Origin of the sequence: Porphyromonas sp. (assembly GCF_030529325.1) — a bacterium.
GTDB lineage: Bacteria > Bacteroidota > Bacteroidia > Bacteroidales > Porphyromonadaceae > Porphyromonas_A.
In genome coordinates this window covers 19,004-42,496 of sequence record NZ_JAUMXC010000017.1, presented here as the reverse complement: position 1 = coordinate 42,496, position 23,493 = coordinate 19,004, and the positions used below count along the sequence as shown (strand labels likewise).

Annotated in this window: 19 protein-coding genes and 1 riboswitch; of the genes, 12 read left to right on the top strand and 7 right to left on the bottom strand. The window is 42.0% G+C overall.

Going from position 1 to position 23,493, the window contains the following annotated elements:
• From tilS to mscL, 3 genes are all read left to right on the top strand, one after another.
• On the top strand, positions 1-1,413 hold a 1,413-nt coding region (gene tilS / locus Q4A14_RS04310; RefSeq protein ID WP_303170185.1), incomplete at its 5' end, for a tRNA lysidine(34) synthetase TilS.
• A gap of 113 nt (positions 1,414-1,526) precedes the next feature.
• Complete coding sequence (locus tag Q4A14_RS04305) at positions 1,527-2,765, top strand: Cof-type HAD-IIB family hydrolase (RefSeq protein WP_303170184.1); 1,239 nt, start codon at positions 1,527-1,529, stop codon at positions 2,763-2,765.
• A gap of 120 nt (positions 2,766-2,885) precedes the next feature.
• On the top strand, positions 2,886-3,308 hold the full coding sequence (gene mscL, locus Q4A14_RS04300; protein ID WP_303170189.1) for a large-conductance mechanosensitive channel protein MscL: 423 nt from the start codon (positions 2,886-2,888) through the stop codon (positions 3,306-3,308).
• Positions 3,309-3,370: 62 nt separating this feature from the next.
• On the opposite strand, the gene Q4A14_RS04295 is transcribed toward mscL, so the two are convergent.
• Positions 3,371-3,673, bottom strand: a complete 303-nt coding sequence (locus Q4A14_RS04295; RefSeq protein ID WP_303170182.1) for a hypothetical protein — start codon at positions 3,671-3,673, stop codon at positions 3,371-3,373.
• Positions 3,670-4,791, bottom strand: coding sequence for a DNA replication/repair protein RecF (locus Q4A14_RS04290; protein ID WP_303170181.1), 1,122 nt, complete (start codon positions 4,789-4,791; stop codon positions 3,670-3,672). The genes Q4A14_RS04295 and Q4A14_RS04290 overlap by 4 nt, the downstream gene beginning before the upstream one ends.
• A 363-nt stretch (positions 4,792-5,154) precedes the next feature.
• Positions 5,155-5,272, top strand: a riboswitch (TPP riboswitch).
• Positions 5,273-5,379: 107 nt separating this feature from the next.
• Here Q4A14_RS04290 and thiS point away from each other — a divergent pair.
• The 6 genes from thiS to Q4A14_RS04260 all read left to right on the top strand — a co-directional run bounded on the left by thiS (position 5,380) and on the right by Q4A14_RS04260 (position 12,036).
• Positions 5,380-5,580 (top strand): sulfur carrier protein ThiS, encoded by a 201-nt coding sequence (thiS, locus tag Q4A14_RS04285; protein ID WP_303170180.1) that lies wholly within the window; start codon positions 5,380-5,382, stop codon positions 5,578-5,580.
• A gap of 57 nt (positions 5,581-5,637) precedes the next feature.
• The gene (thiC, locus tag Q4A14_RS04280) at positions 5,638-7,416 is read left to right on the top strand and encodes a phosphomethylpyrimidine synthase ThiC (protein ID WP_303170179.1); all 1,779 of its coding nucleotides are present in this window, start codon (positions 5,638-5,640) and stop codon (positions 7,414-7,416) included.
• Positions 7,417-7,418: 2 nt separating this feature from the next.
• Entirely contained in the window at positions 7,419-9,389 is a 1,971-nt protein-coding gene (gene thiE / locus Q4A14_RS04275) for a thiamine phosphate synthase (protein WP_303170178.1), read from the top strand.
• 66 nt (positions 9,390-9,455) lie between these two features.
• Positions 9,456-10,226, top strand: coding sequence for a thiazole synthase (locus Q4A14_RS04270; protein WP_303170177.1), 771 nt, complete (start codon positions 9,456-9,458; stop codon positions 10,224-10,226).
• Positions 10,227-10,249: 23 nt separating this feature from the next.
• Complete coding sequence (thiH, locus tag Q4A14_RS04265; RefSeq protein WP_303170176.1) at positions 10,250-11,356, top strand: 2-iminoacetate synthase ThiH; 1,107 nt, start codon at positions 10,250-10,252, stop codon at positions 11,354-11,356.
• Entirely contained in the window at positions 11,347-12,036 is a 690-nt protein-coding gene (locus Q4A14_RS04260; RefSeq protein WP_303170175.1) for a HesA/MoeB/ThiF family protein, read from the top strand. The genes thiH and Q4A14_RS04260 overlap by 10 nt, the downstream gene beginning before the upstream one ends.
• 75 nt (positions 12,037-12,111) lie before the next feature.
• Here the strand turns inward: Q4A14_RS04260 and asnS are convergent, their stop codons facing one another.
• Together asnS and Q4A14_RS04250 are read right to left on the bottom strand one after the other, a co-directional pair.
• A complete protein-coding gene (asnS, locus tag Q4A14_RS04255; RefSeq protein ID WP_303170188.1) occupies positions 12,112-13,521 on the bottom strand; it encodes an asparagine--tRNA ligase in 1,410 nt (469 codons plus the stop codon).
• A 39-nt stretch (positions 13,522-13,560) separates the two neighbouring features.
• Entirely contained in the window at positions 13,561-14,823 is a 1,263-nt protein-coding gene (locus Q4A14_RS04250) for a pseudouridine synthase (protein WP_303170186.1), read from the bottom strand.
• 1,034 nt (positions 14,824-15,857) lie between these two features.
• Between Q4A14_RS04250 and htpG the strand changes: the two genes are divergently transcribed.
• The 3 genes from htpG (at position 15,858) to Q4A14_RS04235 (ending at position 19,626) form a co-directional block, all read left to right on the top strand.
• Positions 15,858-17,936: a molecular chaperone HtpG gene (gene htpG, locus Q4A14_RS04245; protein WP_303170174.1), complete on the top strand. Its 2,079-nt coding sequence runs from the start codon at positions 15,858-15,860 to the stop codon at positions 17,934-17,936.
• Positions 17,937-18,072: 136 nt separating this feature from the next.
• Positions 18,073-18,759, top strand: coding sequence for a (d)CMP kinase (cmk, locus tag Q4A14_RS04240; RefSeq protein WP_303170173.1), 687 nt, complete (start codon positions 18,073-18,075; stop codon positions 18,757-18,759).
• Positions 18,760-19,626, top strand: coding sequence for a 4-hydroxy-3-methylbut-2-enyl diphosphate reductase (locus Q4A14_RS04235; RefSeq protein WP_303170172.1), 867 nt, complete (start codon positions 18,760-18,762; stop codon positions 19,624-19,626).
• 39 nt (positions 19,627-19,665) lie between these two features.
• On the opposite strand, the gene rodA is transcribed toward Q4A14_RS04235, so the two are convergent.
• From rodA to Q4A14_RS04220, 3 genes are read right to left on the bottom strand one after another with little or no spacing between them, the layout of a single operon-like run.
• Complete coding sequence (gene rodA / locus Q4A14_RS04230) at positions 19,666-21,117, bottom strand: rod shape-determining protein RodA (RefSeq protein ID WP_303170171.1); 1,452 nt, start codon at positions 21,115-21,117, stop codon at positions 19,666-19,668.
• Between the two features lie 9 nt (positions 21,118-21,126).
• Positions 21,127-22,965 (bottom strand): penicillin-binding protein 2, encoded by a 1,839-nt coding sequence (locus tag Q4A14_RS04225; protein ID WP_303170169.1) that lies wholly within the window; start codon positions 22,963-22,965, stop codon positions 21,127-21,129.
• A gap of 5 nt (positions 22,966-22,970) precedes the next feature.
• Positions 22,971-23,489 (bottom strand): rod shape-determining protein MreD, encoded by a 519-nt coding sequence (locus Q4A14_RS04220; RefSeq protein ID WP_303170168.1) that lies wholly within the window; start codon positions 23,487-23,489, stop codon positions 22,971-22,973.
• Positions 23,490-23,493: the final 4 nt, after the last annotated feature.

The window sequence follows — 23,493 nt, the reverse complement described above, 5'->3', positions numbered from 1 at the left end:
CCCCAGGGGAAAAAGGGAGAACTAACCTTACACACTTTTTCGGACACTACCTCAATATATAATATTATGTTTGAAGCTATTATACGCAATATAAAAGAAGTTCTATCTGAAAGTCATACAGTTATTGTAGGATTGAGTGGGGGGGCAGATTCTGTTGCTATGATGGAGTTGCTTTCTAGAGTCGGTCAGTTGAGGATAATAGCAGCGCATTGTAACTTTCATCTAAGAGGTGAGGAGTCTGATAGAGACCAGATTTTTGTTGAGACAATGATGGATACAAGGTGGAATACACATAGGCTTGAAGTAAAACACTTTGATACTTTGTCATATTCAAAAGAGCACAAAATTTCAATTGAAATGGCTGCAAGGGAGCTCAGATACTCCTGGTTTGAGGAATTGCGTCAAGGTTACAATGCCTCTCATATCATTGTGGGACATCATCTTAATGATCAAGTCGAGACTGTGTTGCTTAACCTAATAAGAGGTACAGGAGGAGTAGGGTTACTTGGCATGCAAAAGATAAATGGGTATATATATCGTCCATTATTGGAGACTAGTAAGGATGAGATTCTTCTTTTTTTGAGAGAAAGAAGACTTAGTTACATATCAGACTCAAGTAACGAGGATGATATGTTCCGACGAAATTATTTAAGAATCAATGTGCTGCCGATGCTTTGTAAGCTCAATCCGAATTTTTATGAGAATATGAAGCAATCTCTTTCTCATTTTAGTGAGGAACAGGCACTCATAGATGATCAGCTTAAGAGCTTTACGCAAACTTTTTTTTCTCCTCAGGAGCAGTCTTTTGATCTTGAAGGGGCAAGAAAAATCCCTCATTATCGATTATTGATGTTCAGGGCACTTCAAAAAATAGGATTTAGCCCCCAAATCATTGGCGATATCTTGTCAGACAAAGAGCGTGCAAGGGCGGTCTTTTATTCAAGGAACAAAGAGATTGTAGCAGAGTTATTTAGAGGACGATTATATTTTGCTTATCAAAACGATGGGATTTCCGATTTGCTACCCCAAACAATAACCTTAGATGTCCCTTGTGCCACATCGATAGGTACATTTTTATGGACATCAGAATCTCGTAAAGACCTCCATTCTTTGGCATTTTCACTTGCTCATCATGAAGACAGTCTCATCCTTAGGTATGCATCTGCAGAAGACTATTTTCGTCCGTTTGGCATGCAGTCAGGCAAGAAGAAGGTTTTTACATACTTAAGAGAAAAAGGTGTTCCACAGATACATAGGTCAAGAGTCCCGATACTTCTTAGCGGCGAAGAGGTAGTCGCGGTTGTTCCTTTCCAGATTGATGACAGATTTGCCATTCGAGAGGATGATACGAAGTCCTATACTTTGGTTTTCACTCCAAATCCTCCATCCATTTTTGATATTGAAAGCTGCTAAATCAATAATATTCTATAAGGGTGTTTTTAAGGGAGGCATGTAAGGAAGTTGTAAGTAGTCTTTATGTGCCTCTTTTTTTGTACCTTTCCACCAAATATATAGACTGAAACACTATGAATAACAAATACAAAATTATAGCACTTGATCTGGACGGAACTCTTCTCGGAGAGGATAAAAAGATCTCCCCTATAACTCTCAATGCTCTACTGAATATTCAACAAGCCGGGGTAAAGGTTGTGCTCGCATCAGGGCGTCCGACGTATGGTCTGGAAACTTATGCCAAGGAGTTGCAGATGGCAAATTATGATGGTTATCTTGTCTCATATAACGGAGGCAAGATCACTTCGTGCCTTGATGGGACCATCCTCGTACGTAATACAATAAAGCTTGATTTGATACCTCGTATCTATGATATAGTCAAATCTTTCGGATTACCACTGCTATCATATAAGCGAAACTCGATCATAACTGAAGACGATACTGATGAGACGGTACTCCAAGAAAGTATATTCAACAATGGTATGAAAATAGAGGCGGTACGAGATTTTGTTGCGGCAGTGGATCGCCCTCCTTTCAAGTGTGTTGTCATGGGGGATCCTATAGAGATTGCCAAGGTCAGGCACGCATTAGAATGTGAGTTCCCGGGTCAATTAAGTTTTCATCATCCTGTGCCATTTATATTGGACATTGTTCCTTTTAATGTGGACAAGGCTAATGCTTTGGATTTCCTCCTCAAAGATTTAGGTATGGATCGCTCAGAGCTCATAGCTGTTGGCGATAGCTATAATGATGTCGGGATGATACAGATGGCCGGCCTGGGTGTCGCTATGGCAAATGCTACCGAAGCAGTCAAACAATGTGCCGCTTATGTGACCAAATCGAATAGTGAAGATGGAATAGTCCACCTCATAAATAAGCACATACTCGAGGCGGAAGTGGCTCCTCATTTTACTGCAGAGGCACTGAATGCCCTAAGCCACAATACGCTCATGCACTCCCTCGGTATTAGTTGCACCCTATTGGAGAGAGGGCATGTTGAAGCTACAATGCCTGTAGATATACGTACTCGTCAACCTATGGGGATATTGCATGGCGGAGCATCTTTGGCTCTTGCAGAAACCGTTGCCGGCATAGGATCGATACTTCTTTTGGATGAAAATGAGATACAAGTAGGTATGCAGGTAAGCGGTAACCATATATCTTCGGCTCATGAAGGGGAGGTTGTGAAAGCTGTAGCTACAATCGTTCATCAGGGAAGGAGTTCGCATGTGTGGAACGTAGATGTTGTCACCCAAAGCAATAAGATTATTTCAACAGTTAGAGTTGTTAACAGCATCTTGCGCAAACGTTGAAGAAACCTATTAAATAGTATAAAAAAGTTATTGGAGGGTTCTCTTTTATAAGAAAAGTGCTATCTTTACCGAAAACATACTGATTTTATAGTATAATTCGCAAACTTACAACTCAAGATTATTATGGGATTATTGAAAGAATTCAAAGAATTTGCTGTTAAGGGCAATGTTGTCGATATGGCAGTTGGTATCATCATAGGTGGAGCCTTTGGTAAGATCGTTTCATCGTTGGTTAATGATGTGATCATGCCTCCTATAGGAAAGCTTATCGGTGGGGTCAACTTTACAGACTTGAAGGTTGTCCTATCCAACGCTGTTGTTGCTGATGGAGGAGAGGTCGTAAAGCCAGAAGTTGCTATACTTTATGGTAGCTTCATTCAGACTGTTATTGACTTTTTGATCATTGCATTTGTTATCTTCATGGCAATCAAGGCTATCAACAAGATGAAGCGTGAAAAACCGGCTGAGCCAGAAAAGCCGGCTGCTCCTCCTGCAGATGTGCAGCTCTTGACAGAGATTCGTGACCTCCTAAAGAAACAGTAATTTTAGAGGACATAAAAAGAGAAAGGGCGACTATATGTATAGTCGCCCTTTCTCTTTTTGTTTCATGCCAGTATTATGTGAATGTGCGAGATTTCCCATTCCTCCATAAAATTTGCCAGGCGTTCTTCTATGAGAGGTCTTTGGCGTTTGACATAGTCGAGAGAGACCGTTGATGGACATAATAATCTCAAAACACCTTCACTGTCTATAGACGCCTTGATGTCGAGTCTTTTTAGGGTAGTATCTGAAATTTTTTTCCACTCCTCTTCGAGTTTTTTTTGTCTCTTTATAGCCTTAAGGACCGGAAGCTCCTCGTCCATCTTATTCAGCAGAGAATCTACTTTTTCAGAGGTATATCGTTTCATGACTTCAACTCATTGAATATCCCATTTTGGGCTGTAAATATCGAATAGGTGTTCTCCGGCAAACGAGATAAGATCTGATCAAGATACTTACGGTTGGTGTCAGACATAAAAATCTGTCCGAACTCCTCTCCGGATACAAGTTTCACTATGCGATCTACACGGTGAGCATCAAGTTTGTCAAAGACGTCATCAAGCAATAAGAGAGGCATATTATTGGGTCGCAGTATACGCAGAAGCCTGAATTGTGCAAATTTCAGAGCTACCATAAACGTCTTGTTTTGCCCCTGGGATCCGATTTTACGTATCAATATACCATTAAGTAGCATATCCAAATCATCTCGGTGAGGTCCGATTGATGTGTGCCCGAGGATCAAATCTTTATCTCTTGATGCTTTCCATGTTTCTATGAAATTGCTTGATGTCGGACAAACATTCCCCTCCAAGGATGAATGATAAACCAGACTGACATCATCACTATTATCGGATATATAACCATAATACTCCAAAAATATAGGGCGGATGCGCTCCAACCATTGGTTCCTGTATGACATTATGGTTTCGGAATGAGAGGCCATTTGCTCCTCTATAATATCCATCAGCTCTGCTGTAAAAACTCTTTTCTTCAGCATACTGTTGCGTTGTTCCAAGAGCTTTCTATATGATATCAGTGCAAGGAGGTAGGTAGATGACTCTTGGGATATGATCATATCCATAAATTTTCGCCGCTCTTCACTTCCACCTCTGATGAGATCAAAATCAGCCGGAGAAATCATAACAAGAGGAAATGCTCCGATATGATCAGAGATTTTGGTGTATTCTTTTTTATTTCGTCTGAAAACCTTTGCCTTTCCTATCCTTATCCCACAATATAGGTGTTCATCCTTATCTCCGACTTTGTATTTCCCATCAAGTATCGCCATGTCAGAGCCATTGCGGATGACCATATGATCAGGCAGATATACACATGTCCGGGCAAAAGACAGGTAGTATATACTGTCAAGGAGATTTGTTTTGCCCATACCATTAGAGCCGATGATACAGTTAAGTTTGTCGGAAAAGCTAAGGGCTGTAGCCTCTATATTTTTATAGTTGGTCAGGGATAGCTGTTTGAGTATCATATCTTTTGTGAGGCAAATGTATAAAACACCACCGTATCCGCAAAGTTACGGATTTCTAAGCGAATGCTGATGTATCCTCAAAGGTATAGAACCTTCAAAATCGATGTGTCTAACTTGATAAATTAATCAGTCTAACTTGATGCTTCAAGTTAGACAACGTTTTCACCCATATCAAGGCCGGGGTGTTAGATGGCCTAATGATAGAGGTGTTCCGTGAGGTAAAAGGGCTTGAGTTGCATGTTTAGGAAATATGAATATGTCCTGACAAGACAGAGAGAGAAATGGCCGACTGAAGGCGTATGAAAATTACAATAAATTAGCGTATCTATTTGGATATTTCAAAAGAGATGCGTTTCTTTGTGTTCGGAATCTTAGGGGTGCTGCATGCGTCTGTAGTGATTTACACGAGCAATGTGGCTGAGATTAGACCCTTTAACCTGATCCGGGTAATACCGGCGGAGGTAAAGACCAATTGTCTATATGCTATTTTGTGTACTATGCCACTGTCTTGTGCGCATTTCTCAGTACTGACCGTCACCCTTTTAGATTTCATAGGTAAATAAACGTGATGGATAATAGTAATCAACAATGCTAATTTTATTGAACAAACAATCTGTGGAGATTCCCCCCGGGACGTCTTTGCAGTCTCTTGCCGTCTCTCAAGGTATAGAGTCGCAACGTGTGGCTATTGCCGTGAATATGCAAGTCATACGACGAGACTTTTGGGCAGAGACAATCCTTAGTGAAGGTGACAGTGTGACAATTATAGGTATTTCCAAAGGAGGATGATATCCCTTTGAATTAATTGCTTTTATCCTGATAAAGACTATAAAATTTAATATTCCGATGAAACAAAAAGATCAAACAAAAGACCTTGTGATTACTTCCGGACCTCTTCCCGGCTCTGTCAAGATTTATGTAGAAGGGAGTAGGACAGATATTAAAGTCCCTATGAGACGTATTGATCTCTCTCCAACGATTGACGAAGATGGAAATGCTATTCAGAACGAATCTGTTGTTGTCTATGATACATCAGGCCCATACACTGATCCGGACTATGTTGTAGATGTACAGAAAGGGTTGCCTCGATTTAGAGAAAGATGGATCACTGAGCGTGAGGATGTGGTGCGTCTGGAGGAGCAAAGTTCCGAGTATGGACGGATGAGACGCAACGACAAATCATTGGATCATCTCCGTTTTGCTCACCTGAACGAGCAACCATTGGTGGCCAAAGAGGGGCATCGAGTCACACAGTTGCATTATGCTCGTAAGGGTATCATCACTCCGGAAATGGAATATGTGGCAATCCGTGAAAATCAGCTTTGTGATCAGATAAAAGAAAAATATAAGAGAGAAAAAGGCGAATCTTTCGGAGCTAATTTGCCGGAATACATCACTCCTGAGTTTGTCAGACAAGAGATTGCTGCAGGACGTGCGATCATCCCTGCAAATATCAACCACCCGGAGAGCGAACCGATGATTATCGGGCGTAACTTCCTCGTAAAAGTAAATGCCAATATAGGGAACTCTGCTATCACGTCATCAATCCAAGAGGAAGTCGAAAAGGCTGTATGGGCTATGCGTTGGGGTGCAGATACCATAATGGACTTGTCTACCGGTCGAAATATACACGAAACTCGTGAGTGGATCATCCGTAACTCTTCTGTCCCCATAGGTACTGTGCCGCTCTACCAAGCACTCGAAAAGGTAAAAGGTAAAGTGGCTGATCTTACATGGGAAATATATAGGGATACTCTTATCGAACAAGCAGAGCAGGGTGTCGACTACTTTACTATCCACGCGGGGCTTCGTTGGCACTTTATTCCCTTGACCAAGGATCGTGTTACAGGCATCGTCTCTCGTGGTGGCGCTATCATGGCAAGCTGGTGTACGACTCATAAGCGTGAGAGCTTCTTGTATGAGCATTTTGAAGAGATCTGTCAGATATTGGCTAAATATGATGTGGCTATCTCTATCGGGGACGGTTTACGTCCCGGTTGTATCGCGGACTCAAACGACGAAGCTCAGTTTGCAGAGCTCAGAACTCTCGGAGAGTTGGCTAAAATTGCGGATAAATATGATGTCCAAGTTATCATCGAAGGCCCCGGCCATATCCCAATGCAAAAGATCAAAGAAAATATGGAGCTTGAACTTGAGTACTGTAATGAGGCTCCATTTTACACTCTTGGACCTTTGGTAACGGATATAGCTCCGGGGTATGACCACATAACATCTGCTATCGGAGCAACCATGATAGGGTGGTATGGCACATCAATGCTATGTTATGTAACTCGAAAAGAGCACCTCGGTCTACCAAACAGGGACGATGTCAAGGAAGGTGTTGTGACATACAAGCTTGCGGCTCATGCAGCCGATCTCGCGAAGGGGCATCCTGCTGCCTATTTCCGTGATTACGCGATGAGTAAGGCTCGATATGAGTTCAGATGGAAGGATCAATTCCACTTGGCTTTAGATAGCGAAACGGCTCTGAAATTTCATGATGAAACCTTGCCCTCTGAGGGGCACAAGACTGCTCACTTCTGTTCTATGTGTGGAGAGCACTTCTGCTCTATGCGTGCAAGCAGACGTCTACGGAAACAGATTGATAACGAAGGAGGAAACTAACAATGTTGGTCGTCATAACACCCCCTAAGGCCTCGATATACGAAGCTAAAGTAGCCAATGCCCTATTTGACTACGGACTACAGAGACTACACTTGCGTTTGCCTGATGGTAAGAGAGAAGAGTACATTCGGTTTTTGGAGTCAGTACACCCACCGTATCACCATAGGATTGTTATTTGCGACCATTATGATCTCCTTGATCAGTTCAATCTGGCAGGTATCTACATACCGGCATCTAAGAAAACATACAGGATACCTGAAGGCCTATTGTCTCCTCTGCATATTGTTTCAACAGGGATTCATTCTTTGGAGGACTTGAAAACTTTATCTTTCACTCCGGACTATGTCCTGTTGAGCCCTGTGTTTGACAGTATTTCAAAGGCTGGATATCAAAGCAACCCAAAGTTATCAGAGTTGCGTGAAGAGATAAAAAGGGTGCCTTTTCCTATCCTGGCTCTTGGAGGGATAAGCTCTGAGAATGCTTTCGAATGCTATAGACGAGGCTTTGATGGAGTAGCAATATTGGGAAACATATGGGATAAAAGAGGTCTCGAACTTCAAAAGTTTAGACTTTTTTCTGATCCCATTATGTTTTCCGTAGCCGGACATGATCCGAGCGGAGGTGCCGGAATTGTTGCTGATACAAGAGTCGCGGAAGCCTGTGGAGTCAGGTGTGTGAGCATACCTTCCACTCTTACAGTGCAAAATGTCTCTGAGTTTCACAGCTACGAAGAGGTCCAATTGGAACTTATTTTAGAAAACATGAGACTCAGTGCTAAGGGTAATAATATCAGGGCTGCAAAGATAGGCATGATGTCATCCCTTGGTCTCGTAAAGACTGTGATAGATGAGATGCTCCGTCTGGGTATCAAACAGATAGTTTGGGATCCGATTAAATCAACAACAGCCGGAGATTGTGTAGTGCTTCAGACCGACGATAAATCACGGATATTGGATGTGATGAGGTCTTTATCTTTGATTACTCCAAATATTCCTGAGTGCGAAGCTTGGTTTGGCTCTTGTGATGAAGAAACCCTTCAGGCTATAGCTGATAAGACAGATTGTAGTATTTTGCTAAAGGGGGGACACTCTCAAGAAAGAGATATCTCCAAAGATATGCTTTTTCGCCCTCGTCTGCGTTTGCAGACATTTTCCGTTTCCAGATATGGTACAGCAAAGCATGGGACGGGCTGCATTTTCTCTTCAGCTGTTACTGCTTATTTAGCTCTTGGAGACAGTCTTCCTATTGCTTGTTGTAAGGCGCAGCGCATGGTGTCTAAGATGATGTGTTCGAAAACCGGACTACTGCCATCGTTGGATGCTTTTGAGGATAAGAAGTCCAAGAAACTACAACATTATAGATTTCAATACATCACCAATACCAGTGATCCTGAAGAACTTTACCACAGGTGTAAGGAGGCTTTGGTGGGAGGTTGCCGGTGGGTACAGTTGCGCTTAAAAGAATCTACTACAGACGAGCGGACAATCATAGGTAAAATGCTTCGTAAACTCTGTGATGAGTACACAGCAGTACTCATTATTGATGATGATGTGGAAGCAGCTCTTAGATGTGCCGCTGATGGAGTACATCTTGGACGTGACGATATGTCTCCGGTAAAGGCACGTCGTATCCTTGGTAGAGGTAGTATCATTGGCTCTACTTGCAACACTTCTGTCGACATACTAAAGGCTTATCATACCGGTAGTGACTATATCGGGGTTGGTCCTTATAGGACTACGAATACAAAAAAGAAGCTGTCGCCTGTACTTGGTGCCGAAGGGCTGTCGGACTTGGTGGCTTACAACCATACGCTCCCTCATCCGATGCTGATGGTAGCTATTGGAGGTCTAAGACTGAGTGATGTGCATGATTTGAAAGATATAGGCTTTTTGGGGATGGCAGTTTCCGGAGAAATAGACAGATCTCCGTCTATTCGTGATTTATGTCAGCAGTTTGTAGATGCCTTGGAGTGAGACTAAGGAGAATTTCCATGACTTGTGTAATTGTAATAATGATATTCAGTCTAATATAACGATACAATGAAAACGAAACTTATAATAGCGGATCAAGAGTTTGAATCTCGACTCTTCTTGGGAACCGGAAAGTTTGCCTCCAATAATGTTATGCATAGAGCAATAGTGGAGTCAGGAAGCGAACTTGTCACAGTGGCACTGAAGAGGGTTGATGCTCAAAATAGTGGGGAGGATGATTTGTTAACTTCCATTTCAGCTCCTGGCGTCAATTTACTTCCAAATACCTCAGGAGTTCATACAGCAGAAGAGGCTGTATTCGCTGCGAGATTGGCGAGAGAGGCTCTCGGTACAAATTGGTTGAAGTTGGAAATTCATCCGGACCCCAGATATTTGATGCCTGATCCTTTTGAAACCCTGAAGGCAACAGAAATCCTTGCAAAAGAGGGATTCATTGTAATGCCTTATATACAAGCGGATCCTATATTGTGTAAGAAACTTGAGGACGCAGGTGCTGCCGTAGTAATGCCTTTGGGAGCCCCCATCGGAACTAATAAAGGACTCGTAACAAGAGAACTGCTAAAGATCATCATAGAGCAAAGTAACGTGCCTGTTGTTGTAGATGCGGGGATAGGTGCTCCCTCTCATGCTGCAGAAGCGATGGAGTTAGGGGCAGATGCTGTACTAGTCAATACAGCCATTGCATCTGCCAGCGATCCGGTAACTATGGCAAAAGCATTCAGACTTGCTGTAGAGTCCGGCAGGTTAGGATATGAAGCCGGGCTTGGATCTATTTCGGATTATGCGTCAGCTACTTCACCCCTTCAGGGATTTTTCTAAACCATAGTGAGAAGATTAGCTTTATGACTTTTTATGATGTTTTGAAAGAGTATAATTGGGACTCTGAAAAAGCCTCAATATTCACAAAATCGGAGTTTGATGTACGGAGAGCGTTAGTCTCTTCTTCTCTCAATATAGAAGATTTTAAGGCTCTTATATCTCCCGCCGCTGAACCATTTCTGGATGAAATGGCGATAAAAGCAGAGGCTCTTACCAAAAAGCGGTTTGGAAAGACCATCCAGCTCTATGTCCCTCTGTATCTGTCAAATTACTGCACTAACAGCTGTGTCTACTGCGGATTCAATCATGCTAATAAGATAGTCCGTAAAAAGTTGTCTTTGGAGGAGGTAAAGCTTGAAGCTGAAGCTATTTTAAAACTCGGGTTTAAGCATATCCTACTTGTTGCAGGTGAAGCACCCCAAGTGGCCGGTATAGAGTATTATTTAGAGGTTGTAAAGCTATTAAGACCTCTGTTTGCTCAGATCTCTATCGAGGTACAGCCTCTCAAAACAGAAGAATATCAACGGTTGGTGGAGGCCGGGGTCAGCTATGTTTGTGTTTATCAAGAGACCTATAATGAGGTCGCTTATCCGATCTATCATCCGAGGGGCGTGAAGTCAAACTTTCGGTTTCGTCTTGAAACACCCGATCGTGCAGCTCAAGGAGGCATCCGGAAGATTGGTATAGGAGCTCTGCTTGGATTAGAAGATTGGCGTACAGATGCTTTGTGCACAGCAATGCATCTGCGCTACTTGGAGAAGACTTACTGGCGTACAAAGTATTCTATTTCGTTGCCTCGTCTTAGACCTCATGTGGGTAGTTTTGCACCCAATGATCCGATTTCTGACAAGCAATTGGTTCAGCTGATATGTGCATATCGCCTCTTTGATCATCAGGTTGATATATCGCTATCTACGCGTGAATCGGCAAAGTTCAGGGATATGGCAATGCATATCGGAGCAACAACTATGAGTGCAGGAAGTAGTACTCAACCGGGAGGTTATGTTGATCATAATAAGGAGCTTGAACAGTTTTCTATCAATGACGATAGATCTCCGTCAGAAATGCAGGCAGCCGTCAGGGCGCAGGGTTATGAACCTGTATGGAAAGATTGGGACGAATGGATGTAAAATATACACGTCAGATTGCCCTGCCTGAAATAGGGGAGGCAGGACAGGAAAAACTTGCAAATGCTTCTGTTTTAGTCGTGGGAGCCGGAGGACTGGGTTCTCCGACACTTCTCTACCTAACAGCTATGGGTATTGGTCATATAGGTTTTATTGACAATGATAGAGTAGGGCTATCTAATCTTCAACGACAGATAATGTACTCTGCAGAAGATGTGGGAGAATTAAAAGTAGAAAAGACTTATACACGGTTGCGTGCACTTAATCCGGATGTCAAACTGGAGTCGATATCTGACAGGCTCACATCTGCTAATGGCGAAGAAATCATAAAAAAGTATGATGTGGTCGTGGATGCTTGCGACAATTTTGTGACCCGTTTTTTGGTTGATGAGATCTCATCGAAGTATGGTATTCCCTATGTCTATGCGAGTGTAGGTGACTTTTCAGGACAGGTTTCAGTCTTCAATCATAGTGGTTGTGGCTCTTATCGGGATTTTGTAGGGAATTTTGATCGTTCAGAAGATGAGCTTCAGGTCAATGTTCTCGGAGCTTTGCCTGGTATTATAGGTTCTATACAAGCTATGGAAGTGATTAAGATTATAGTCGGATGTGGGGAAACTCTTTCGGGAAAGCTCCTTACGATAGATACTCTTGCCAATGAGTATAATGTTTACTCCTTATGATAATAGCCAAAGTAAATACAAAAAGCCTCGCTTACGTTAATTAAGCGAGGCTTTTTCGTATCTATAAGAAATGAATTAGAAGTCTGCGTTGTTTGGAGTACGAGGGAATGGGATCACGTCTCTGATGTTACTCATCCCTGTTACGAAAAGGAGTAAGCGCTCAAATCCTAACCCGAATCCTGAGTGTGGTGCTGTACCATATCTACGAGTATCCATATACCACCAGATATCATCCATAGGCACTCCCATTTCATTGGCTCGATTGAGGAGTTTGTCATAGTCTTCCTCACGTTGAGAGCCTCCAATGATCTCTCCAATCTTTGGGAAAAGCACGTCCATCGCTCTTACAGTCTTTCCATCTTCATTCTGTTTCATGTAGAATGATTTGATTTCCTTAGGATAGTCGGTAAGGATGACAGGTCTCTTGAAATGTTGCTCTACCAAATAGCGTTCATGCTCTGCAGCAAGATCTGCGCCCCAATAGATAGGAAACTCAAACTTTTGACCTGCTGCAACAGCGTCTTCCAGTATTTTGATGCCTTCGGTATAACCTAGACGAACAAAGTCATGTTCAAGGACAAACTCAAGTCGGCTTCTGAGCTCTTTATCTATCATGTTGTTTAGGAACTCTATATCATCTGCACAGTGCTCCAGAGCCCATTTGACCAAGTACTTTATGAACTCTTCTGCCAAGTCCATATTGTCTTCGATTTCATAGAATGCCATTTCGGGCTCTATCATCCAAAACTCTGCGAGATGCCTTGGAGTATTCGAGTTCTCTGCGCGAAAAGTAGGTCCGAAGGTATAGATTGATCCAAGTGCCATAGCAGCAAGTTCGCCCTCAAGCTGACCTGAGACTGTGAGATTGGCATGACGACCAAAGAAGTCTTCCTTGAAGTCAACTTTTCCTTCTTCATTCTTTGGAGGGTTTTCCAAGTCCAAGGTTGTCACCTTGAACATCTGTCCGGCTCCTTCACAGTCCGAAGCTGTGATAATAGGAGTGTGGAAGTAATAAAACCCTTTTTCATGGAAGAATGAATGGATAGCTATTGCCATATTGTGGCGGATTCTGAAGACAGCACCAAAAGTATTGGTACGAGGTCTCAGATGAGCTATCTCACGAAGGAATTCCATCGTGTGCCCTTTCTTTTGTAGAGGGTAGGTGAGAGGATCCGCAGTACCATAAAGTTCAATACTGTCAGCCACCATTTCCACCGCTTGTCCCTTACCTTGAGATTCTACAAGCCTACCTACGACATTTATTGCAGCCCCTGTAGTAATCTTCTTGAGCAACTCCTCGTCAAACTTTTCTGTTTCGACAACTATCTGAAGGTTGTGTATACATGAGCCATCATTAAGTGCAATGAATGCTACATGTTTGCTACCACGTTTAGTGCGCACCCAGCCTTTGACATTGACGATGCTACCTATCTTTTCGGCATCTTTGACGATGTCTACTATCCTTAATCGTTTCATTGCTTGTATGTTTGTTATACGTATTAAACTCTATATATGGTTACCTTATTATTCAAAAGCTCCCATTCTGAGTATATTGACTTCCTCTTGAGATAAGTATCTCCACTTTCCACGAGGCAGATTCTTTTTGGTAAGTCCGGCAAAGTACACACGGTCCAATTTGTACACATGGTATCCGAGATGTTCAAAGATACGACGGACAATACGGTTGCGCCCGGAGTGGATTTCGATACCGACCTGAGTATGATCATCTTCTGAAGCATAGCTGATGGCATCTGCGTGCATTTCTCCATCTTCGAGCTCAATCCCATCTGCGATCTTTTGCATGTCCTCCACTGTAACTTCTTTATCAAGCCATACGTGGTAGATCTTCTTCTTCTTGAACGAAGGATGTACAAGTTTGGATGCCATATCCCCATCATTTGTGAGGAGCAATACCCCTGTCGTATTACGGTCGAGTCGGCCGACAGGATAGATGCGTTCCTTGCAAGCATTCTTCACAAGATGAAGAACAGTGAGTCGTTCTTGAGGATCGTCAGAAGTAGTCACACAGTTCCTTGGTTTATTTAAGAGAATATAGACTTTGTTTTCAGGTTTTACCTCTTTGCCATTTACAACAACAGAGTCCTTGATAGTTATTTTTGTTCCGAGTTCTGTAACTGACTCTCCATTGACAAAGACTGCTCCTGTCTGGATAAGTTCATCAGCCTCTCTACGAGAGCATACGCCGGAGTTGGCCAAATACTTATTCAAACGGATTTGTTCATTCTCATCATAGAAGTCGTTTTCGTACACCACAGGTACGGGACGTGGAGTAAACTTCTGTCCCGGCTTACTTCTTTTTTGTTGCCTTTGAGGATACTTACCATTGTTATTATTGTATCCGCCTTTGCGCATATCGTTGCCATAACCCTCTTGACCATAGCCTCTACGAGGTTGAGGTCTCCTGTTATTGTTGCGATTTTGTTGATATCTGTCATCGTTGCCGTAGACAGGTCTATCATTGAATTGCTGACGGTTATTTTCTCTCGCCTGATTGTATCTTTCCTTGTAGTATTCTCTCTGCGAGTTGTCGTGCCCCGACTGGTAGTTCCCATATCCGCCACCTCTGCGGTCATAGTTATCCATGCGTGGGGATGAGTAACGGTCATTGTAACCACCGCCATAATCATTACGATAACGATCTTGGCGGGGATATCTATCATTGAAGCCTCCACCCTGTCTGTTATCATAGGGCCTGTTGTATCTGTTGTCGTATCGTTGTTGATTATTGGGATGTTGGTTGAAGTGTTCCTCCTGATTGCCCCCCATAGCCTTTACCTCAGATATACGCATGCGACGACGACGTTGTGGTTGTTCTTCACCGATGTCGCTCATCCGGGTATCCTCTCCCTTTTGAGTGGAGAGGTATCTTTCTCTGTAGCTGAAGTTTTCGTCGGAGTATCTATCAAAATTTCGGCGACCATAATTCCTGTGATCTGAGAAGCCTCCCTGACCTTGATCTTGAGAGTAATACCCTCCATGATTGTCATGTCTTCTATTCAAGCCACCTCTGTCTTGCCTATTGTTCTCGTACCGATTGTTGTTTCTATATCCTCTTTGTCTGTAGTTTGAGTCAGACCCGGAGTCATCAAATCCATCTCCATAGTACCCACCTTTATTGAGGTTGGGGCGCTCAAAACTGTCATTTTTTGGGTGTGTGGAATTTTGTTCTGTTGAATCAGCGTGTTTTTGTTTCTGATCTTCAAAAATTTCTTCGTTCATTTCATTGATAAATTAAATAGAGACTTACAGCCTCGCGGTTGCATTCTGAGTTAGTTGTTACTTACTGCTTTTGTTCTAATTGAATGTAATTGATTTTATTCACGCACAAAGATAGCGAATTTTGTGATTAAGAGAGTAATCATACATTCAATAGATACGCGTGTAAAGTAAAAGAATTTACGGGTTGTCCTACAAAGTTGTATTGTCTTATGTTAATGATGCTGAAATTATTGTATAAATGCACCTTCATGCTTGAATAATAGTATTAATCTTTTCCCCCTCCATGAAGGTGCTGAAAAAGGTTGTCTAACTTGATGCGTCAAGTTAGACAACCTTTTTCATCAAGTTAGACACATCGATTTTGAGGGATGTATACCTTTGTTCTATCCTCTTTATCTGAGGAAGATACTGTACCAAGTATTGCGGCATTACCGGGTAGATAAATAGCAGGCATTTTGTCAGTCCTTCTGACAGAACTTCAGGCCTGTCTACTGACAATCCTCTTTGGCATTGAACTTGTATAGTCAAAGTTGTATCGATAAATACAGAGATAAATCATAAACCATACATATTTAATTTCTATGAGTAATCAGAATAAAAAAGGTTCGATAGGGGTACATAGTGAAAATATATTCCCCATCATCAAGAAGTTTCTATACAGTGATCATGACATATTTTTGAGAGAATTGGTGTCCAATGCGGTGGATGCTACTCAAAAGCTTAAAACCCTTGTGTCCAAGGGTGAAAGTAATGCTGATACAGATAATCTCTCAATAAATGTAAGGATAGATGGAGACAAATTGATCATTTCAGACAATGGAATAGGGATGTCTGCCGAAGAGATTGAAAAATACATCAATCAGATCGCAATCTCCGGAGCAGAAGAGTTTCTTGACAAGTACAAAGATGATGCCGCATCCATCATCGGACACTTCGGACTTGGTTTTTATTCCGCCTTCATGGTTGCTAAGCGTGTGGAGATATACACTCAGAGCTATAAAAATGAAGAGCCTTCTATACGTTGGAGCTGTGATGGTAGCCCTGAATACAGTATGGAAGAGGCGGAGAAGCGCGAAAGGGGCACAGATATTATTCTGCATATCGACGAAGACAATAAGGAGTTCTTAGAGCCGACCAAGATTCAGTCTCTACTCCGGAAATACTGTCACTTCTTGCCCGTGCCTATCATCTTTGGCAAAAAACAAGAATGGAAGGATGGAAAGATGGTAGACACAGATGAAGACCTCATCATCAATAATATTGCTCCGGCATGGACCAAAAAGCCCAATGATCTGAAAGATGAGGATTATTTGGCATTTTATCGAGAGCTTTATCCGATGAGTGAGGAGCCTCTCTTTTGGATACACCTGAATATCGACTATCCATTCAACTTGACAGGGATACTTTATTTCCCACGTATAAAAAATAATATGGACATTTCCCGTCACAAAGTCCAGTTGTACTGCAATCAAGTCTTTGTGACAGACTCTGTCGAAGGCATATTACCGGACTTCCTATCTATCCTACATGGAGTCCTTGACTCTCCGGATATTCCTCTCAATGTGTCTCGCTCATACCTCCAAAGTGATGCAAATGTGAAGAAAATATCTTCGTATATCACCCGAAAGGTTGCAGATAAACTCAACGACCTCTTTAAGGATGATCGTACAGTCTATGAGGAGAAATGGAGTGCCCTTGAGCTATTTGTCAAGTATGGAATGCTCACTGATGAGAAATTCTATGAAAAGGCTGAGAAATTTGCTCTTCTGAAAAATACAGAGGATAAGCTCTACACCCTTGAAGAGTACCGAAATCTTGTGTCTGCAACGCAAACAGACAAGGAGGGAAAAGTAGTCTGTCTCTATGCCGTGGACAAGGAGACGCAATATAGTTACATCAAGGGAGCTACCGATAAGGGATATGATGTCCTTTTGACGAACGGACAACTCGATATGCCATTTATCAGCACGTTGGAACAAAAGCAACAGGACACCCGATATGTCAGAGTGGATAGCGACACTCTCGAAAATCTCATCCCAAAGAAGGATGAAAATAGGGAAAAGGCTAATGTCTCTGAAGAGGAAAGAGACATCATATGTGCCCTGTTTGAACAACAGTTGCCTGCTCTATCAAAGGCAAACTTACATGTTTCGGCTTCTCATCAGGGTCTTGACCAAAAACCTGTCGTCATTGTCCAGAATGAGTTCATGCGTCGTATGAAAGACATGGCCGGATTTCAGCAAGGAATGGGACTCTATGGCGAACTCCCAGATTCTTATGAACTAAACCTTAACTTGGACAACTCACTCATTCGAGGCATAATAGAAGTATTTACAAATACTGACAATCAAGACTACAAATTGCTCATCGCTGATAAAAAGGGATATGATGCTCGCCTCGATGTACTATACAGTCAGTCTAATAACTCAGATCTCGACGATGCTGCAAAAGAAACAAACAAAAAGGATATAGAAGAGACTTCCAATCAAATATCCGAAATCAGAAACAAGCTCAATAAAGTTTATAAAGACTTTGGGGATAACAACAAGGTGATATCTCAACTCATTGACTTGGCTCTCCTCTCCAAAGGAATGCTAAGTGGAGCTTCTCTCGATGACTTCATCGGTCGTTCTTTAGAGATTATCTCAGAAAGAAAGTGATTCCCTAATATATAGCAGCGTCTCTGATCATATAACGTCCTGCACTATCATGTGCAGGACGTTTTTTATCTCTGTAGCGGGTCTTGTCATATTTTCTAATTATCTTTGATACTGCAACTCAACACATGATAAGTAAATGAAAAAAATAAATATAGCACTGGATGGACATTCGTCCTGTGGTAAGAGTACCATGGCCAAAGTATTGGCTAAGAGGATAGGGTATACGTACATTGATACAGGTGCCATGTATCGTGGCGTGACTTTGTACACGATCAAAGAGGGGTTATGGGATGCAGATACCCCCTTGGTCGAAACTATCATCTCTCGATTAGGTGATATTACTCTTAGATTTAAGACGGAAGGTGGCATAAATCACTTACTCCTCAATGGTGTGGACGTAGAGGACCAAATAAGGGGAATGGAGGTCTCCAATAAAGTGAGTCCCATAAGTACTATTCCCGAAGTAAGGGCATTTTTGGTAAAACAACAACAAGAAATGGCTGCTGAAAAGGGAGTTGTCATGGATGGTCGTGATATTGGTACAGTCGTACTCCCTGATGCAGAGTTGAAAGTCTTTGTGACTGCAAGCCCCGAAGTGAGAGCCCAACGCAGATATGATGAGCTCATAGGACAGGGAAAAGCTGTCACATATGACGAGGTGTTTCAGAATGTCGTGACAAGGGATCATATCGATAGCACTCGTGAAGCAAGTCCCTTGAGACAGGCAGAAGATGCTGTGTCGTTGGATAACTCCAACCTTACAAGAGAGGAACAGAATGAGATCTTATACAGAATGTACACTGAAAAAATGGCGACCTCTTAAATGATAGATATAGAAATCAATAAGTCTTCGGGATTTTGCTTTGGGGTCATCAATGCCATAAAGCATGCTGAAGAGGAATTGCATCAGAATGATCGCCTTAATTGCCTTGGTGAGATAGTCCACAACAGCCAAGAGGTCGAGCGATTGAGTAATAAGGGGCTCAAAACTATCAGTTATGATGATCTCAAAAATCTAAAGGATACCAAGGTCCTCTTTCGAGCTCATGGTGAACCCCCTGAGATTTATGCTTTCGCTCGTGCCAACAATATTCAGATTGTTGATGCTACGTGCCCTGTGGTACTCCGACTACAAAAACGCATCCGAAGTAGATATGAAGATACTCGTAAAGACAATGCTCAGATTATCATATATGGTAAAATCGGACATGCTGAAGTCAATGGACTTGTAGGACAAACGGGGGGTGAAGCCATAGTAGTTCAAAAGATGGATGAAATTTCCAAGATCGATTACTCCCGACCGGTTATTCTATTTTCTCAAACAACAATGTCTAAAGAAGGTTTCTCTGAACTCATCGAGAGTATTCAGACAAACTTACAGAGTGGAGTTTACTTTGAGCATTATGACACTATTTGTACACAAGTGTCAAACCGTATCCCGGATCTATCTGTATTTGCCAAGCAAAAAGATTGGATCTATTTTATAGCCGGGAAAAATAGTTCGAATGGTAAAGTCTTATATCAGATCTGTAAAGATGCCAACCCAAATACTGTATTTATTTCAACACCGGAAGAGATAACAGAACAGTTGCCCGAATGGGTCCGGAAGGTCGGTATATGTGGTGCCACATCTACTCCTAAATGGCTTATGGAGGAGGTGGCTGAAAAACTAAGAGCAATAAACCTATAATGGGTTTATTGCTCTTAATTTTTATGAGACTTTCACCGACTACTTTTCTTTGCGACATGTATCCAGGCGCAAGAAGATAAACAGCAAAATGCTAAAACTTAGTAGGGAGGAGCCTCCATAACTGAAGTAGGGTAATGGAATCCCGATAACAGGTACAAGCCCTATGACCATTCCTATATTGATTACCAAATGGAAGAATAGGATGCATGCGACCGAATAACCATAAATGCGAGCGAAAGGATCGCTTTGGCGTTCGGCGAGGTAGACAAGTCTAAGTAACAAGATCAGATAAAGCCCAAGTACAAAAGTACTACCTATAAATCCACTCTCTTCTCCTACAGTACAGAATATAAAGTCAGTATCTTGCTCCGGAACGTATTTCAATTTAGTTTGTGTGCCATTTAAAAATCCTTTGCCGGTAATACCACCGGAACCTATGGCAATCATACTTTGATTGACATTGTATCCGGCTCCGGAAGGATCATCTTTGATCCCAAGGGATACAAGGATACGATTCTGTTGATGATCCTGGAGGACATTGCTGAAAAAATATTCTATCCCTGTAAAAACAGCTACAGAGCTTACTGCAAACGCGACAATTATACCCAGCCTCTTTCCTCGATTAAGAAACAGGCATAGCAACATATAGGATGTATATATGCATAGGGATATGATAGCAGCATAGCCGTAGTTTATGGGAGTAAAAAATGATAAGATAAAGCTCGTAGAGAATACAGTCAGTGGAATGCCTATAGAAATCGGACGGAGTAATGGAAGTCGGCCATACATCTCAACAGCTAAGTAGGAGGCTGTATAAATCAAGGAAATGACGACCAAAGTATCAGCTGCAGTATCTTGCCACATTACTCCGGCAAACTTCAATGAGAGGATAAAAAGTAATGCTATGAACACACCATAGGCAATGACGCTCCCCGTGAGTCCTTCTCTATACATCACGATAAAGAATGTTGCAAATACCACTGCTGATCCCGTCTCATTTTGCAGAATGATTATCAACATCGGTAACAAAAAGATCAGTAGAGATATCAACAGATCTTGTCTATTAGCAATGCTGAATTCATACCTGGAGCACCATTGGGCCAACATTAGAGCGGTCGAAACTTTAGCAAACTCAGCAGGTTGTAGTCTCATAGTATCCGTAATGACGAGCCAGGAGTGGGATCCTTTGATATCCGGGGCAATAAAGATCGTCACAATCAGAAGCAGCAGCATCCCTACATATACCCAAGGAGTAATAGCCTTGATGAAGATGCTTTCAGACACAAGTATCAAGACAATGAATACAAAGGATACACCTAACCACATGAGTTGAGACCCTGTACGTCCGTGTAAATCAAAGACCCCGGTATTTTGTATATCATAGCCGGCAGCATAGATGGTAATCCACCCAAGAAGAACAATCAATAGGTACAAACCGACAGTGATATAGTCTATGTTTCTAAAGAATGATGTTGACTCTACCTTGTTCATCGTCTTAAATTATAGCACTTGGGCGTTAATCATTCTTCTTTCTACTTCTAAACTCCCCTCAGATAAACTCCCCTTAAGATAATATTCCATCATCAACCTTGCGATAGGCACAGCAAAGGTTGCTCCAAAACCTGCATTTTCGACATAGACACAGATGGCAATCCGAGGATTTTCGCGAGGGGCATAACCGACAAATGCGGAGTGGTCTTTACCATGAGCATTTTCTATTGTTCCGGTCTTACCACAGACTGCTATATTGGGAATTGCTGCCCCACGACAAGTTCCCCCAAAAACAGCTGCAGCCATACCATCCTCAATAACTTCAAAGACTTCCGGAGGGATATGAGTGTCCATTCTTTTAATCTTCAGCGAGTCCTTTGGATAAGCCGTTATTTCTTTGACCATGTGAGGGGTATAATAATATCCCTTATTGGCAATAATAGCACCTAAATTTGCTATTTGTAGAGGCGTCGTTAGTATCTCCCCCTGTCCAATGGCTATTGAGATAATGCTGCTGGAGTTCCATTTCCCTGCATGAACTTTATCATACACTTTAGCATTAGGTATGTAACCGCGACGTTCCCCCGGTAAGTCTACATTTAACTTGTAGCCAAAGCCAAGGTTCACCATGTTGTTTTTCCAATTCTCAAAAGCATCTTGTATGGTGTGAAATCTCTTGTTGTCCTCCAAAAGTGCCCTGAGCCCCCAGCAAAAATAAGCATTACAAGATGTTGCAATGGCCGGTACAAGACTGAGAGGTGCCCCATGTGGGTGACATGCGGGACGATTACCCAATAGCGGATAGCCATGATGACAAGAGTATAATGTCTGAGGAGTAATTACCTTTTCTTTCAGAAAAATTGCACCTTGAGCAAGTTTAAACGTCGATCCGGGAGGATAAGTCCCCATTATGGCACGATTATACAGGGGTTTTTGTGGGTCTTGTTCAAGTAGCTTATGATTTGCTCCTCTCTCTCTACCTATCAGTAGTGTAGGCGAAAAACTTGGAGCCGAAACCATGCAACGAATCTCGCCCGTTTGGGGTTCGATCATCACTATTGCTCCGCGTTTCCCCTGCATGAGCTTTTCTCCGTAAGTTTGCAGCTCGATATCTAAGCCCAATTTCAAGTCATGACCGGAGACTACCTCCTTATCATATTTCCCATCTTCATAACTCCCTTGTATGCGACCGTGTGCATCACGAAGAAGGACTGACACACCTTTCTCCCCCCTCAAGATTTTTTCATAACTACGCTCTATACCTGTACGACCGGAATAATCCCCTGGAGTATAGTATTGATCATCTTCTATATCTTTTTGGTTTACTTCGCCTGTTGTACCCAAGACAAGAGCGGCCGACGGATAGTTATAGTCCCTTGTCGTACGATGCTCTATATAAAACCCTGGAAACTTATAGAGTTTTTCCTGCAGTAGACCGGCTTCTTCAGAGGTTATCTGAGACATAAACAATTGAGGCAGATAGGGAGAGTAACCTTTATTTGTTCTCTTGTCCTTGATGCTCTTCATTTTCTCAATGATATACTCCCTATCTATCTTCAGGATACTACAGAGATCAAGTGTATCGAAGTCCTTTATCTCCCTCGTAATGACCATAACATTGGCTGTGGATTTATTATAGACCAACAGTTTATCATTATTGTCATAAATCATTCCTCTTGAGGGGTATATAGCTTTTCGCAAAAATGCGATGCTATTAGCTTGCATCTTGAAGTCTGGGTTCAATACTTGTAGATAAAAAAGTCTGAGAACATAGATCAAGACAACCAAGACAAACACAGAAGAAATAAAATACTTCCGAATGGCGTATTTTGAATTTTTCCGTTGCATAGCGCCTATTGCTTTTTTATCTCACTTAGAGCATCTAACACCATCATTACAGGCACTGAAATAACTGTAGAACACAGAATATAGGGAATGGTACGTGCATACAATGACAATGAAAAGGCTTCTGTCAGTAACAAAACGGAGATGTGCAATATCGTCAAAATAGAAATATAAAGAAGATATTTATATCCCTTCACAGAATGAAATGAAGGAGAAAAATTCTCATCTTCTTTTTCCATTTCATCATCAAATATAAGCTTTAAAAGAGGTGTCCTCACAAAGGCTACTAGGGTGGAGACTGACATATTTAGTCCCGGTGTGTTCATAAATGCATCCAATACAATTCCTGTAAAGGCACCCATCAAAATTGTAATCCATGATGGTGTTCGGACAGGAAGTTTAAATATAGGATACAGATAGATGAGCGGGATGAAGTAGCTGAATACCCTGATATTGTTCAAAAAGACAACTTGAACAAATATTAGGATTGCCAACTGTACCAATGTTGATATATACTTTTTATTCATTATT